Source organism: Enterococcus sp. (assembly GCF_032555305.1).
GTDB lineage: Bacteria > Bacillota > Bacilli > Lactobacillales > Enterococcaceae > Enterococcus_A.
In genome coordinates, this window is sequence record NZ_JAWGOQ010000013.1 from 62,410 (window position 1) to 78,066 (window position 15,657).

The window sequence follows — 15,657 nt, forward strand, 5'->3', positions numbered from 1 at the left end:
AGCAAGAAAGTTCCTCACAATGAAAATGAAAGATTTGATATATTAAATAAAAAAAAACGATCACCAATAATGATGATCGAAAATCTCTGATTGATAGTTTAATAATCACTCATGATGCCTCACAGTTATCTGTACACACAAGCTATCACTGTATATATTATTCACTTTAATCCACCCGAAGCAATACTTTCCCTTTTGGATGTCCTTTTGCGACTAGCTGTAATGCCTGATCAGCATCCTCTAGTCGAAAAACGGTCGGATCAATAGCAGGTACGATATTATTTTTCTCGATAATACGGCTGATCTCCTTCAATTGTTCACCATCTGAACGAACGAAGATAAATCGGTATTCGACGTTTTTTTCTCGGGCTTTTTTATCGAATTTTTTTCCTGCTAAACCAAAAAGCAATTGTTTTGCTTTTGGCATTCCTTTATCAATCGCAAACTGTTTATTTGGACCAGCGATCAAGCTGACTAATTTCCCTCCCGGCTTGATAATCGAGAGTTCTCGGTCGAATTCCTTTTCGCCTAGAGTATCTATTACAAAATCGACGGGTTCTAATAATTCCCAATAGTTCTCCGTCTTATAATCTAAATACTTGTCTGCACCAGCTGCCAACGTCCGCTCCTTTGCTTCGGCACTGCCTGACACGATCACCGTTAGCCCTAGATTCTTAGCCAGTGGAATCGCCATTTGTCCAAAGCTTCCTGAGCCGCCGGGAATAAATACGGTTTGTCCAGCCTTTGCCTGTAATTCCTCATGCAACGCTTGATAAGCAGTCAAGCCGGTCAAAGCGGCGGCGGCTCCAGTTGAAAAGTCTAAATTTTCAGGAAGATGAGCGATTGCTTTGGCATCTATTGCCACATATTCCGCAAACGCACCGATACTTTCAATAGGTAATCGACTATAAATTTTCTCTCCAATTTGATAATCTTTAACCTTATCTCCTACTTTTTCAACAACACCGGTTAACTCATTTCCTAAAGTCAATGGCATCGGATAATCCTGCATCAGCTTGACAGCACCTGTGATATTCAATAACTCTAGAGGATTGACCGCTGCTACCTTCACCTTTACTAAGACTTGATCGTCAGTAATCGTTGGTACTGGAATCTCCTTCACCATTGTCTGTAAATCTTTCGTATACTTCTCAATTTGGACTGCTTTCATGATAACTCTCCTTTTTTAGAATGAACGTTCTAATTAATGTAAAAATAATTGTCTCAGCGATTTGCCAAGACATGCAATACTTAACTGATAATACTTAACGCCAGATCAATTGATTGATAAATCTCTGCCGGATCAGCAGTAACCTTTGCATCTACACGTACTCCGAGCCACATGGTATGTAAGTAATGAGCAGCATTTTTTAGCGGCAATGATTTGGGGATCTCACCCTTTTGCTGTCCTTCAACTAATAAGTTGTAGATGTAGTTCTCACTTCTGCTAAATATCTCATTGATTTTTTGACTAACCTCTTCATCGATCAAGGCCAATTCAGAGGCTGTGTTTACGATCAAGCATCCAGCAGGCTGATCCTCATCTCGTTCTAGTGTGATCGAGAGCAAACGACGAATCTGCCCTTGAACCGATTCATTCGAAGGAACTCGTTGCGTGATTCGATTCGCTAGATTGTCTTCGTACAAAGTAAGACTTTTTAAAAATAGCTGATGCTTGTCACCGAATGTGTCATAGATACTGCGGCGATGAATACCCATCCGATCGACCAGCTCCTGCATCGATGTCTTTTCATAGCCTTGTTCCCAAAATAGGTTCATCGCTTTCGTCAAAACGACTTGTTCATCAAATTCTTTGGCTCGAGCCATAGTCTCCCTCCCCACTTTCGAGAATGATCGTTCTAATATTAACCGATGTTGCATTATTTGTAAACCGATACGAATGAAAAAAGCAGATCTCTCGTTTTGAAAGATCTGCTTCAGATTAAACTTATTTTCCGATTACCATTCTTCTAGTATACACTGCTTGTCCCGAATGCATCACAGCATCATCAATCGCAGATACAATCCGCACTTGGCGGGTGACTGGCGGATCCCAATTCGTATCGATCACATCATTCAGACTCGCTTCTTCGACGTTTTTCAAGTATTCCTTGGTAAAGTCGATACTAGCAGATAAATAATCTAGAACTAATTGTCGATCGGATACGACTACTTTCGCTGCTTCTTCAGGCGTGTGTCGATAATCCGGTGTATCATCGGGCAAATCCAAAGCAAATTTTTCTGACCAGCCAGCACTTGTCCATAAAAATTCCGTGCCGTTTAGATCAGAGATTTGCATATCCAATTCCCGGGCTGTATGCCACATCAGCCAAACCACTGATTTGATCAAAGGAGCGGGCATCTTATTGGCTTCTTCGGTTGTCATCTGCTCAAAGGTATCCACAAAACGTTCCTGCGCACGATCCAGCATTTCCATCGCGAATTCCGTGTTCTTCATCTTGAAACCTCCTCATATATTCTCTACTTTCACTTTACTACGAGGCTATTCGATGAGCAACTATCCGAATCCTATAGCGCGAATAAATACTCAATATCCTTGACGAACTGTTCTGTTTCTTCAACAGTTTTAAAAGGAATTCGAAGCTCTTGATTCGACAGCTTCACGATCACCTGCTTATTTTTAGACTGCAGGTCAATCTTCTCGTGCGGAAAAAACTCATGGGTAAATTGATCCAAATCAAGTTGCGGATGGATGAGCATCACCCCTTTTTGATAGAAAACAACCGGCGTTTCATCAGCCGCTTCGACTAGGGTAAAATTCATCAATTCCTCTTCGGAAAGTTGTGAATCAATATACGCCTGCAGAATCAAAAACTGTTGAGCTGAGTCAAATACTTGTTTAAATTCGCTCATGATTTATTCCTCGATCAAAATCGCCGGAATGCCAAACCCGGCTAAGATACGCGCAGAAGTATAGGTGTTCAAGCCTTTTCTAAACGTAATATACACTTTGCGATCTCTTGGAATCTCGTTGATCCGATCACGCAGCTCATTCATAGGAATATTCTTTGTTGCTTCAATACTGCCGGATTTTGCTTTATCTGGTTCACGGATATCCAAGAAAAAGGCAGTTGCTAAATCTTCTGCTGGAATATCCGTGGCTTTGATGGTTTCCACAACGTTGGTCATTTGATTGATCGCTACATAGCCAGCAATATTCAATGGGTCACGTGTGGTTGAATAAGGAGGTGAGTAAGGCAACTCCAAATCAGGTAAATCGAACACAGTTAGATTGCCAGTGATTGCCACAGACAATTCACCCATTCGTTTATCGACTCCTTTTTCTCCGACAGCTTGACCACCTAAGATTTTACCGCTGGTGGCATCAAAAATAATTTTCAAATTCAACCGGGTTGCGCCTGGATAGAAATAAGCATGATCAAAAGGCGTTACAAAAATTGATTTATAGTTGGTCATTCCCGCAGCCTTCAACGCATGTTCGGTCATTCCTGCATAGCTTGCCGTATAATCAAAGATCTTCGCTACACCCGCACCGATATAGCCGCGATAACTCATTGGTGTTCCATTGATCATGTCCGCCAACATATGTCCCTGGCGATTGGCTGCACTAGATAACATGCTGGAAGTCGCTAACCCTGTTACTACACTCGTTGTTTTGATAATATCTCCGATCGCATAGATATCTGGTACATTTGTTTCCAACTGATCGTTGACGATGATCTGACCATCATCGGATAATTCAATACCCGCGGTTTTTGCCACTTCATTATTCGGTGCTACGCCAGTCGCAAATAGAATCAAATCTGGGTTAAGACTTGTTCCATCAGATAATACGACTTCTTTTCCTGCTTGGCGGATTTCTTCTACCTGTGTACTCAAATGGACATGTAGTCCATTTTCGATTAATTTGTCGTAAATCAAGTCGGCAATTTCTTCATCATAAGGAAAGGCCACTTGCGGCAATTGATCTACTAAGGTAACATCCATTCCCCGATGTTTAAAGTTTTCCGCTAATTCCAAGCCCATGACACCCGCGCCTAAAACTAAAACATTCTTAGGCTCATGAGCATCCATGTAGGTTTTGATATCAGCTGCATCCGTGACACTGCGTAGGACAAAGCCATTTTCCGCTTTACCTGCGCCTTTGATTGGCGGCAACGTTGGTCGTGCTCCCGCTGAGATTACCAATTTGTCATAATTCGTCGTGGTTTCCTCACCCGTCGCTAAGTCCTTGACGACCAATTGGTTTTTAGCTGGATCGATGGCTTGGACTTCATGCTTCGTCAACACATCGATATTGTTTTTTACTTTTAAAATTTCCGGTGTACGTTCAATTAAAGAATCTAGGTCTTCGATGACTCCGCCTAAATAGTAGGGCAGCGCACAGCTAGCATAAGAAATATTTTCTCCGCGTTCATAAATCACGATCTCGTGTTCTTCATTCAAACGGCGCAGACGTGTAGCAAAGGATGGCCCACCCGCTACTCCGCCGATAACGACAACTTTCATAGCAAAATCTCCTTTTTAAATCAGATGGATAGATGAGTCCTTTAAAGAGGACACAGACATTCTTTTTTGATAGTACTATTTTTTTTAAAGACCAGCAAAGAATTGTTCTTCAAGTTTTTCGGCTGATACGAATTGGTTTTCACTTTTTTCTAAGACTCAAAAAAACTACCGATCAATCAGCTTCGTCTGCTGTTTGATCAGTAGTTATTCTTTCTTTAATTTTAAGACGTTCTCTGTTTTTCCATTTCTCACAATTTTGAGCTTCAGCTGTTTTCTTCCAGTTCTAAAGGCCTGATACTCGATAGTGTGTCGATCATCTGTCACAATCATTCTTTTTTTACTCGAGTTGACGTCTAAACGACCGATTTTTAGAACAACGTTTCCTTTTTGCTTAACCGTCCAATCAGTAAAATTTTTATTATTGGCTGTAAAAGAGTAGCTGTTTGATTGATTTCTCCAATTCCCCTGCAGCCAAGCAGAATTATTGGGAGACAGCTTGTTGATGAACATCAAAAGCAAAACAATCGCTGCGATTACTAGAATGCGGGCAATTTGCTTCTTCCATTTAAATAAAAGATGTACAAGATTTTCTATGATTTCTTCAATAATCGAACGACTCATCTTCAGTATTCCCTCTCCGCCAACTGTGTATTCTACGAGACTAGATAGTGAAAATGGTAACATATCATTTAGGGCTTTACAAACCCTTTTTTCCTATGTTTCATTCGTTTTGTGAATAAAAAAGGTTCAATCATCCGTAACGATGACTGAACCTTTTTTTTATTCAGCTAAATTTTCTTCAAGGATTTCTATAGCCGTAGCAACATAGTCAATACAGGGCCTTTTTCCAAGTAACTTAATGCAATACAAGGAGTCGCATTCACGTTCAAAATCTTGCGTCATTTCAACCATGAGCTTCCCCGCATCATCGTCTTTGCACTTTGCAGGATCAGTCATTTCAGGAGTTCCCTTTAGATAATTCGCTACCATGTAGGTTCCCGCCAAAGCACCGCATAGCCCTTGATAACGCCCGCCGCCATAATCAGCTGCCAACTCATTGGCCTTCTCTTCAGTAATCCCCAGTTCAGTGCAGTAGGCTCCGACGACCGCTTGACAACAGTTGCGACCAGCTTCAAAATAAGTCATTGCTTGTTCTTGATGATCCATCACTCGTCCACCCTTTCAGCTACTTACTCATATCCTTTTTTCTAATGTAATACAAGATACGCAGTCTTCTTCATAAGGCTCGCCAATCTTGAGATAACCTAGATTTTCATAAAAGCCAGCGGCCGTCAGCTCGGCATGGATCAACAGTCGCTTAGCCTGCTGCTCTACAGCGACATCCTCCAAGGCCTTAACTACTTGTCTGCCCAACTGTTTTCCCCGATATTCTTTCAGCGTCGCCACACGTCCGATACGAGCAACCTTGTCCTCTCCACTTAACAAACGTGCAGTAGCGACTGGAACTGCTCCATCAAAAAGGACACTATAGATAGTATCCGGTGTATCGTTTTGGTCAAATTCATCAGCCAATGCCAAGGAACGTTCTAAAACAAAGACCTGCATGCGAATATAGCTGCTCGCCGCTCGTAAATAGGCGGCATTGCCAACATCTAATTTCAAGTTATCCATAAGCCCTCCCCTTTTCTTCATTATACTATTTTTGGGAACTGTCTTTGATAGGCAATCCGGCTTCTTTTAGAAAAGGGGAGATATCGATAGCCTTATTGTTGACCATTTTGGGATAAGTCACATACAAATTTTCTTTTGCTCGAGTGATTGCCACATACATCAGTCGACGCTGTTCTTCGATTGTGGTTGGTGGCGCAGCTTCTTCTTTGGCCTTTTTCAAATCACAATCGGCTTTTTTGACCGTATGATGGTTTGGCAGTGAGTCCTGATAGACTCCTTTGATAAAAATATTTTTCTTGCCCAGACCCTTGCTGGCATGAATCGATAATAGATACACGGCATTCAGTTTTTCCTGATCGTATTCCCTTAACCGTTTTTTCATGCCTTGATTTTGCTCACTGGCCTGCTGGTATGCTTCCAAAAGTCCTGGCCAATCACCTGCTGCTGTCAGCTCCTTCTTCAACCAGTCCGCTTCTTCTTCACTCAGATCCTTCTTAAATTTCGGTGTCGCCAATAATGCGGCCGCAAATGCGGCAAGATTTAACTGTCTGCGTTGATAAAACAAATAAATCTGTTTAAAGAATTCTTTCGCTTGATCTTGAGAGGCCTGTGAAAGTTTCCGTTCTTTGACTAGAAAAGCAATCAGATCATTGATCTTGAATTTGTTTTTGCTAAATAGTGCTTCACTGAATTTTGCACTAGCACCAAATTTGATGAAGTGATAAAAAGCATACTGCTGAATAATTTGCTTCAAGGCATCATTCTTTTGCTGACTTGAAGTGGCAGCTGCCAGCATGGTTAATTGCTGAAAGAGTGTTTTGAATAAGGGCAGGCCGAAGATACCTAATAAATCATCGTTGGATGGCGTCACAAACGGCACCTTTTGCTTCTTCAATTGCTTCAACAATGAGCGCAATTGCACCCGTGTCGGATATAGCACCATCGTGTCACGATAATCTGGACTGCCATCTTCCATCGGGGACGCTTTCGCCAATGTTTGGATTTTCTTTCCAATCCAAGCGGCTTCTTCCTCATCATCAGGAAAGCCGATGCCGTAACAGTCATGATTTGTGGCGGTTTTGCTAGCGATCATCGTCTTTTCTAAGCGATCATAGGCGTTGTATTGGATCAAGCGATTCCCAGCCTCTACGATTGGAGCATCGGAACGATAATTGGTCATTAACTTCAAGGAAGTTTGCTGGTATTCTTGCTCAAACTCTTTAATATACCTTGGTTCTGCGCCGCGAAAATAATAAATACTCTGATCATCATCCCCAACGATGATCAGCTTACCTGATTCAGAGTCAGGCGGACAAATCAACGCCACGATTTGCTTTTGCAGTGGATTGATATCTTGAAATTCATCAATAAAAATATACCGATATTTTTCCTGCAGCGACGCACGGACCTCACTGTCATTTTCTAAGATCAACTTCAAATTAAACAGCATATCATCGAAATTGATAAATTGCTGACTCCTTTTCAACAATGCCAACTCGGCTAAAAACTGCTGAAAAACCTCACTCAGCTTTTGATTCGGAATCAATTCCTGCGCGTCAAAATACTTCGCAACAAACTTGACCATTTCCTGATCCGAATACCCCATATTACGCCAATAGCTGATGCGGGAGGCAATCGTCCGTTCTTCAAATTTGTCAAAATTGTATAAGTGATATTTCTTAATCAATTGATTGAGCGTTTGAAAATATTGCTCTTCATCAATCGTTCCTGCGATTCCCCACTGTTTTGCTGCGGGAAATTGACGAATCAGATCATTGTATTCTGCATTGAACCAGCCATGGAAGGTCTGGACATTCATCCGCGCATAGCCGCCTAAGTATTGATTGACCCGAGCTTCCATCTCTAATTTTGCTTTGCGGGAAAAAGTACACATCATGATCGTTTTTGGATCAATGGATTTTTCCAACACTAAATAAGCCGCTTTGGCACAAATCGTCTGGGTCTTGCCGCTTCCTGCCCCTGCAATAATTCGTAAATGCGTCTGCATCGGAAAACGAATCGCGGTCAGCTGCTCCTCACTAAAAGAATTGCCGCCATTTTGTGCAATCAGCTGCTGCAGGGTATCTCTATCATCTATTTCTGCTTCGATTAAATCGGATTTTATGTAAGTTGAAAGCTTCGTAAGCATGAATCCATGGTTCCCTTCTATGTAAAAAAATCGTACTTGTCCATTATACCGAATTTGTTGAACTTTGATAGTCCTTCCAGATTGACGGAAAAAAGACCGAATCATCCTTTATTCGGTCCTTTCCTATCATTGGTTTTCAGACTTAATAGGCTACCCTCGCTTACTGCGATCGCAGCTTTTCCTTGCGATAATTTAATGGCGTCATCCCGGTGATTTTCTTAAAGCTGCGGACAAAATAACTCGGCTCGACATACCCCAGTGCATCGCTGACTTCACTGATTGACCAGTTTGTCGTTTCCAATAATTGCTTCGCCCAATACACTTTCAGTTTTCCATAGATTTTACTAAATGGTTCGCCAAATTCTTCCTTTAGCAGACGGCTTAAGTAGCTTGGGGAAACATTCGTCACCGTAGCCAATGTGCCCAGATCGATATGCCGTTCTTTATTCTCAAATACTAGGTCGATCGCTGGCTGCAGCAGGGTATTTTTTGCTAAATAGACCCCAGTATCTTCCTGTAAACGATTCTCTAATTTGGAATGCTGGATATCTTTTTGTACGAACTCCAAATCTATTGGATTCTCTGCGATTGGCTCCTCTCGCTTAGAAAGTCGCAGCGTCTGCTTATAAGCTTTAATCAGATAATCCTTCTTAATGGCTTCACTGACAATGTATTCACTGATTTTTTCCAGCATTTCTGCTGATTTTCGCAAATCCTCTTTACTAAAACGTGGATACTGATCAAGTAATTCTTGATGATCCTTTTTGAACGTTGTCAAAAAGAGCGGGTCTTCCAGCTGCAATACCTGTTCTAGTTCATCTTGCCCGTCCTCTAATAGAATTTCTCCCGCCATAATTGCGCCAACATAACGATTGTCGATCATAATCGGAATCGCCATGTCCACAATGTCAAAATGACAGCGGTAAATAAACGGTTGGCCGGTGCGCACCGCTTCAAGTCCGCCTCTTGAATCACATTTCTCACAATAAACAGACAACTCCGGATGATTACGCACTAGCTGGCAAAAAGGTTTTACTTGGCTATGCCGCGTGATCGGCTTTCCTCGATAATCCACTAATATGATCGCCAAGTGAGTCGCTAGTGCGATACTTTCCTGTACCGCTTCCCATTTATTCAAATCCAAAACTTGCTCAATATCAAATTGGGCATTATTCACACGATCACCTCTCCCATTCATTATAGAACTTTCCTGCCGAATCACAAAATAGTTCTATTTCATAAAATAATTCAATTGATTTCTGTAAGAAAGCGGTAACAGAGTTCAATGATTTTTTAATGATAACGCTTTATGATTGGTCTGTAAATAAAACCAAGGAGGATTCATCCATGAGAAAAGCACTGATTTTACCAACGAAATATGTTCAGGGAGAAGACGAATTACTAAACTTAGGTTATTTTGTTTCAACCTTTGGCAAAAGCGCCTTATTAATCGCTAACCCCGATGATGTGAAACGAGTTCGTCAACAATTGGATGCCACAGCAGAAAAATTTGATGTTTCATTTATTGAAGGCGGATTCAACGGAGAAGTGACCCGGGAAGAAACCCAACGCTTACAAGCAATTGCTAAAGAAAAACAAACGGACTGTATCATCGGACTAGGCGGCGGAAAGGCGATTGATGCGTCAAAAGTTGTCGCTGAAGGTGAACGCCTAATCATCGTACCGACGATTGCGGCTCAAGACGCCCCAACCTCGCATTCTGCGGTACTGTATCATGCCGATGGCTCTTTTGATGATTATGCGTATTTCAAACAAAGCCCAAGTGTTGTTTTGGTGGACACGAAGGTCATCGCCAAAGCACCCACTCGTTTCCTTGTTGCTGGTATGGGAGACGCATTATCAACTTACTTTGAAGCACGGGCGACCCACAATTCCTATTCTCGCGTAAATGCAAGTTTGCCAATGGGCTCTCGCGAAGGACTCACTCCTCCAGCTAGCGGCACCTACGCAGCACTAGCTATGGCAAAACTCTGCTGGGATCACTTGCAAGAAGACGGGTTGAATGCGAAAATCGCCTGTGATGCGGACTTAGTGACTGAATCCTTGAACAAGATCGTTGAAACCAATATTTTACTTTCAGGGTTAGGCTTTGAAAGCGGCGGCCTTGCAGCTGCTCATGCGATCCACAATGGCATGACTGTTCTCGAAGGCACACACCATTATCTTCACGGTGAAAAAGTCGCCTTTGCAACATTAGCACAGCTTGTTTTAGAAGATGCGGATACTGCTGAAGTGACTGCTGTTATGGGCTTTATGGCAGCAATCGGATTGCCACTTACCTTAGCCGATCTTGGTGTAGAGTCTATCACCTTTGAAGAAGCGCTAGAAGTCGCGAAAATTGCTTCAATCCCTGAGGAATCCATTCATTCAATGCCATTCCCAATCGTTGAAGAAGAAGTTGCCAACGCCATTATCGTTGCCGATCGAATCGGTCAAGCTTACAAAGAAAAACATCACATATAACACCAGCTTTTGAAGCTAGTCTTACCAAAAATGAAGGAGCAATTCGATGAAAAAAGCAATTCTATTAATCTCTCATAGTCAAAAAATCACCGATGGTATCAAAGAAATGATCGAACAAATGGCGCAAAGCGAATCGCTTCAAATTTTCTCCTTGGGCGGAACCTCCGAAGGCGAATTAGGCAGCGATCCGACAAAAATCGTCGATGCAGTCAATAAAGCACCTTCTGTCGATAAATTTTTCGTCTTTGCCGATCTTGGCAGTGCCGTTTTAAGTGCCGAGCTAGCCTTTGACATGCTGGAGGAAGAGCAACAAGCAAAATATGTCTTAGTTGATGCGCCGCTGGTTGAAGGCGCCTTCGCGGCTGGTATCACCGCTAGTGTCTCAGATGATTTCGAGCATATTCTCACAGAAGCGCAAAATGCGCCTAAGAAAGGGTGGAACTAACATGAAAAAAATCATCAACGAACCACAAAACATCATTGAGGAAATGCTGAATGGGATCGTCAAAAGTTATGCCGCTCTTGTTCACCGTGTTTCCGACTCTCGAGTCATCGCGAAAAATGACAAGACGAATCAAGTCGGGCTTGTATCAGGCGGCGGTAGCGGACATGAACCCGCTCACGCCGGATTTGTTGGCAAAGGGATGCTTAGCGCTGCTGTTTTAGGCGATGTCTTTACCTCACCAACGCCAGATCAAATAGAAATAGCGATCAATGATGCCAACCAAGGTCAAGGAGTACTTTTGATTGTCAAAAACTATACCGGTGATATTTTGAATTTTGAAATGGCCAAAGATTTAGCTGAGATGAACGATATTCCTGTCGAAATGGTTGTGGTTGACGATGATATCGCAGTCGAAGACAGTACCTACACTGCTGGTAAACGTGGAGTCGCTGGCACTGTACTGGTCCACAAGATTCTTGGGGACGCGGCAAAAAATGGTGCCACGTTAACTGAGCTGAAAGAGCTAGGCGACCGTGTCGTAGCCGCTACGAAAACAATCGGGGTTGCATTAAAAGCGGCAACGGTTCCCGAAGTCGGCAAACCAGGCTTTACGCTTGCGGAGGACGAGATCGAATTTGGTGTAGGGATTCATGGTGAACCCGGCTATCGCCGAGAAAAATTGCAGCCCTCTAAAGCATTAGCCCAAGAATTGGTTGGTAAATTGATTACCGCTTACGATCAGAAGCCAAAAGAAATTGGTGTCTTAGTCAACGGCATGGGCGGAACCCCTCTGATGGAACAGTTCGTTTTTATCAATGATGTCTTAAATTTATTGCTAGAAGAAAACATTCATGTATCTTTCCACAAGGTTGGCAATTACATGACTTCAATCGATATGCAGGGACTCTCTTTAACTTTCATTGAACTGTCTGATTCTAATTGGCAAAAGGCTTTAGATGCAGAAGTAAATACAATCTCTTGGTAAAAAGAGTAATCACTAAAGGAGCAAGAAAAATGAATCTAACAGTAAAAGAAATTCAAGAATGGCTAGCCGCTTTCGGTCGAACGATCGAAAAAAACAAAGACTATTTGAGTGATCTAGATACCCCGATTGGTGACGGCGATCACGGAAATAATATGAATCGCGGAATGAGTGAATATACGATTGCTTTTGAGGCAAAACAACCGACAACAATTAGCGACACCTTCAAAGTTCTTTCTATGGCTTTGATATCAAAAGTCGGTGGTGCTTCTGGCCCATTGTACGGCTCAGCTTTCATGAACTTGACGAAAGCAACGAAGGACATAACAGAAATCACCAGTCAAAAGCAATTAGGAGAATTATTAGAAACAGGTTTAGCCGGGATTCAAGCTCGAGGAAAAGCAACTCCCGGGGATAAAACAATGGTTGATGTGTGGGACACCGTCGTTCAAGAGCTTAAAAATTCTGACTTAACCAAAGCTGGTATCGAAGCAGCAAAGGAAAATACCAAAGAAATGGTCGCCAAAAAAGGACGCGCTTCTTATTTAGGCGAACGCTCACTCGGACATATCGATCCTGGAGCAGCCTCCAGCGCGCTGCTTTTCCAAAGCTTATTATCTTACTTGTAATCAACATGCAAAAAAAGAGTTTCCGAATTCGGAAACTCTTTTACAAATTCTTATGGATGAATATAAGTTAAGCCGGCTGCGCTTAATGTCGCAGTGTTTGGTCCAGTTGGTGATGGGAAGCCCATACCGCCTTGAGTAATAGTGATTGTATTATCTGCAGCATTGTATGATTGTACATATGCAACGTGTCCATATGAAGGATCCGCATTCCATGTTCCTACTGATTGACCTTGTGCAAAGCTGACGATTGCTCCTGCTGCTGGTGTACCATCTACTTGGAAGCCATCAGCTGCTGCTGAAGCGCCCCATTGACAGCCGTTACCCCAATAAGTTCCAGCCCAAGGTGCAACTTGCTTCACGTACCAAGTACATTGACCAACTGCATAGGCGTTGCCTGAACCAGTGTGATCTACTTTGTTACCGCCTACTGAAGGACCTTGTTGATTTCCTCCTGGAGAAACTGGCGTTGGATCTTGTTTATCTGTACTATCAACAGTACTTGCTGGTTTTTCAGTTTTTGAAGATGAAGCTGTTGAACTTTCTTCACTGGCACTTGATGATGCTTCAGTAGAAGATGAAGTTGAGCTTTCAGCGGCTGCTTTGGCTTGTTCTTCTTGTTCCTTCGCTGCTTTAGCTTGAGAATCTTCGAAGGCTTTTTGAGCTTTCGCTGCTTCTTTTGCTTGACGTTCTTGTTCAGCTTTTTGAGCTTTCGCTGCTTCTTCTTGTTCTTTCAAGATGCGCGCTTGTTCAGCTTTCGCTGCTTCTTGCTCTTTCTTCAGCTTAGATTTGTCTTGTTCAGCTGTTGCTTGTTCTGCAGCGTAATTTGCTTTGACAACATTCAATTCAGCTTGTTTATTAGCAATCTCATTTTTTTGTGCTTCTAATTCTTTTTGGTTTGCTTCTACTTCAGCAACCTTCGCTTCGTTGTCTTTGACTTTCGCTTCTACTGCTTTTTCATCAGCTTTTTGTTGCTCCATCAAAGATTTGTTTGCTTTAACGATAGTAGACATTGCTTGTACACGACCGATGACATCTGATAAAGAATCAGCTTCTAAAACAGCTGAAACATAACTAGTCGCTTGACCTTGAACCTGTGTATCACGGGCTTGGTTTTTGATTGTTTCATTACGTTTTGCGATGCGTACTTTCAAAGTAGCGATTTTTTCTTGTAATTTCATTGTATCTTTGTTCAATTGATCTTGTTTTGCTTCTAAGTCTTTGACTTGTCCGCTAACTGTCGCAATTTCACTTGTTAATCCGTCGATCTGTGCTTGGACACCTGATTGTTTTCCTTGTAAATCACTGATCTTTTGGTCTTTTTCTTGGATTTGTTGATCATAATTATCTGCTAATGCAATACTTGGTAAAGCTGATACAGCGATGGTGCATACCAACAATGCTGATAATATACTCTTTTTCACTAATTATTCCTCCGGCTATTATGTAGATTTAATTGATAGATCGCATAACGTCAGAAGTAATTCTAACATAGTGATATATCACGCATATAAAAGGAATGTTACAAATACATTTCAATATTATTTTTTAAGTTATTGAATTTACTTGCAAAACCCTATTATAACGCCATTTTAGCGTGTTTTTAAAACAAGTAAATTCCCTCGCGATTAACCCAGATACTTTAGCTGAGTTAAAAAAAGTGAAAATAAATTCAAACTTTAATTTATAGATGATCAATTATTGACTAAATATTCAACTGAATAGGGTTAATTTTGAACCAGAATAATCGCTTAATCCAACAGCCCTTCGAAAACCGTGAGATTGCAGAAATGTGCCTAATTTACAAGTATAAGCAGCAATGGTTCACAAAAACCACAGGCTTAATTCTTTGGCTCTATTCCGCTTTTCGCATAAAATAAAAGTAACAGAAAAAAGGGGGATTTGTTATGCGTTGGCGAGGGGATCGACAAAGTTCAAATGTGGAGGATCGCTCAGGCAGTGAACGTCCAGTTGGAAAAATAGCCACCGGTGGCGGGATTGGAGTATTCTTGATTGCTATCATTGTTTTCTTTCTATCAGGTGGCGATTTAAGCACGGTCACTGATACTTTGGGAGGCGGAATTACACCAGCAACTTATGAGACAGAAAATGTTTCCTCAAAGGAATATACCGATCAAAAAGAGTTTGCGGCTGTTGTTTTTGCTCACCTAGAGGATTATTGGGATGGTGAATTTGAGCGGCTTAATCAGTCTTATCAAAATCCCAAGCTTGTCTTATTTACTGATAGCGTCAATTCTGCCTGCGGACAGGCCAGCTCGCAAGTTGGTCCCTTTTATTGCCCAGCAGATCAAAACGTCTATTTAGATTTGAGCTTTGCGGACGACTTATCGAATAAATATGGCGCGACTGGTGATTACGCGATGGCTTACGTGATTGCCCATGAAGTTGGACACCATGTTCAAAACGAGCTGGGGATCTCTGCCCAGTTAGATAAAATTCGCAAACGAGTGTCCGAAACGGAGTACAACAAGTACAGCGTTCGTCTGGAATTGCAGGCTGATTATTTAGCGGGCTGCTTTTCTAAATACCTAGCCGGCGAAACCTATCAGGGACAGCCAATTTTAGAGGAAGGCGACATCGATGAGGCAATCACCGCAGCCAATGCGATCGGTGATGACACGCTGCAAAAAGAGTACCAAGGCTATGTGGTTCCCGACAGCTTTACTCATGGAACGAGCCAACAACGGATCAATTGGTTCAAACGCGGGTATAAATATGGTGACCTGGATCATGGCGACACCTTTAATGAAAAGGACTTAAATCTATCAACAGCTGCATAACAAAAAAGAGACCCTCTCATCATACTTTTGAGAGGATCTCTTTTTGT

The 15,657-nt window shown here is 42.0% G+C and carries 16 protein-coding genes; 5 read left to right on the forward strand and 11 right to left on the reverse strand.

Going from position 1 to position 15,657, the window contains the following annotated elements; all coding sequences use genetic code 11:
* Positions 1-166: 166 nt before the first annotated feature.
* The 10 genes from E6139_RS11180 to E6139_RS11225 form a co-directional block, all read right to left on the reverse strand.
* On the reverse strand, positions 167-1,171 hold the full coding sequence (locus E6139_RS11180; protein WP_316403154.1) for an NADP-dependent oxidoreductase: 1,005 nt from the start codon (positions 1,169-1,171) through the stop codon (positions 167-169).
* A gap of 80 nt (positions 1,172-1,251) precedes the next feature.
* On the reverse strand, positions 1,252-1,827 hold the full coding sequence (locus E6139_RS11185) for a TetR/AcrR family transcriptional regulator (RefSeq protein WP_316403155.1): 576 nt from the start codon (positions 1,825-1,827) through the stop codon (positions 1,252-1,254).
* A 121-nt stretch (positions 1,828-1,948) separates the two neighbouring features.
* Positions 1,949-2,458: a DinB family protein gene (locus E6139_RS11190; protein ID WP_316403156.1), complete on the reverse strand. Its 510-nt coding sequence runs from the start codon at positions 2,456-2,458 to the stop codon at positions 1,949-1,951.
* A 71-nt stretch (positions 2,459-2,529) separates the two neighbouring features.
* Complete coding sequence (locus E6139_RS11195) at positions 2,530-2,874, reverse strand: hypothetical protein (RefSeq protein ID WP_316403157.1); 345 nt, start codon at positions 2,872-2,874, stop codon at positions 2,530-2,532.
* A gap of 3 nt (positions 2,875-2,877) precedes the next feature.
* A complete protein-coding gene (locus E6139_RS11200) occupies positions 2,878-4,491 on the reverse strand; it encodes an FAD-dependent oxidoreductase (protein ID WP_316403158.1) in 1,614 nt (537 codons plus the stop codon).
* A 204-nt stretch (positions 4,492-4,695) separates the two neighbouring features.
* The gene (locus tag E6139_RS11205; protein ID WP_316403159.1) at positions 4,696-5,112 is read right to left on the reverse strand and encodes a hypothetical protein; all 417 of its coding nucleotides are present in this window, start codon (positions 5,110-5,112) and stop codon (positions 4,696-4,698) included.
* Between the two features lie 159 nt (positions 5,113-5,271).
* Positions 5,272-5,658, reverse strand: coding sequence for a C-GCAxxG-C-C family protein (locus E6139_RS11210; protein WP_316403160.1), 387 nt, complete (start codon positions 5,656-5,658; stop codon positions 5,272-5,274).
* 27 nt (positions 5,659-5,685) lie between these two features.
* The gene (locus E6139_RS11215; RefSeq protein WP_316403161.1) at positions 5,686-6,123 is read right to left on the reverse strand and encodes a GNAT family N-acetyltransferase; all 438 of its coding nucleotides are present in this window, start codon (positions 6,121-6,123) and stop codon (positions 5,686-5,688) included.
* Positions 6,124-6,148: 25 nt separating this feature from the next.
* Positions 6,149-8,272, reverse strand: a complete 2,124-nt coding sequence (locus E6139_RS11220; protein ID WP_316403162.1) for an ATP-dependent helicase — start codon at positions 8,270-8,272, stop codon at positions 6,149-6,151.
* 160 nt (positions 8,273-8,432) lie between these two features.
* Positions 8,433-9,470, reverse strand: coding sequence for a PocR ligand-binding domain-containing protein (locus tag E6139_RS11225; RefSeq protein ID WP_316403163.1), 1,038 nt, complete (start codon positions 9,468-9,470; stop codon positions 8,433-8,435).
* A 149-nt stretch (positions 9,471-9,619) separates the two neighbouring features.
* On the opposite strand from E6139_RS11225, the gene E6139_RS11230 reads away from it, so the two are divergent.
* From E6139_RS11230 to dhaL, 4 genes are read left to right on the forward strand one after another with little or no spacing between them, the layout of a single operon-like run.
* The gene (locus E6139_RS11230; RefSeq protein WP_316403164.1) at positions 9,620-10,756 is read left to right on the forward strand and encodes a glycerol dehydrogenase; all 1,137 of its coding nucleotides are present in this window, start codon (positions 9,620-9,622) and stop codon (positions 10,754-10,756) included.
* A gap of 46 nt (positions 10,757-10,802) precedes the next feature.
* Positions 10,803-11,201, forward strand: a complete 399-nt coding sequence (gene dhaM / locus E6139_RS11235; RefSeq protein WP_316403165.1) for a dihydroxyacetone kinase phosphoryl donor subunit DhaM — start codon at positions 10,803-10,805, stop codon at positions 11,199-11,201.
* A gap of 1 nt (position 11,202) precedes the next feature.
* Positions 11,203-12,186: a dihydroxyacetone kinase subunit DhaK gene (gene dhaK / locus E6139_RS11240; protein WP_316403166.1), complete on the forward strand. Its 984-nt coding sequence runs from the start codon at positions 11,203-11,205 to the stop codon at positions 12,184-12,186.
* A 29-nt stretch (positions 12,187-12,215) separates the two neighbouring features.
* A complete protein-coding gene (gene dhaL, locus E6139_RS11245) occupies positions 12,216-12,812 on the forward strand; it encodes a dihydroxyacetone kinase subunit DhaL (RefSeq protein ID WP_316403167.1) in 597 nt (198 codons plus the stop codon).
* A 50-nt stretch (positions 12,813-12,862) separates the two neighbouring features.
* Here dhaL and E6139_RS11250 read toward each other — a convergent pair whose 3' ends face one another.
* Entirely contained in the window at positions 12,863-14,233 is a 1,371-nt protein-coding gene (locus tag E6139_RS11250) for a CHAP domain-containing protein (RefSeq protein ID WP_316403168.1), read from the reverse strand.
* A gap of 483 nt (positions 14,234-14,716) precedes the next feature.
* On the opposite strand from E6139_RS11250, the gene E6139_RS11255 reads away from it, so the two are divergent.
* The gene (locus tag E6139_RS11255; RefSeq protein WP_316403169.1) at positions 14,717-15,610 is read left to right on the forward strand and encodes a neutral zinc metallopeptidase; all 894 of its coding nucleotides are present in this window, start codon (positions 14,717-14,719) and stop codon (positions 15,608-15,610) included.
* The last annotated feature ends 47 nt before the right edge of the window (positions 15,611-15,657 follow it).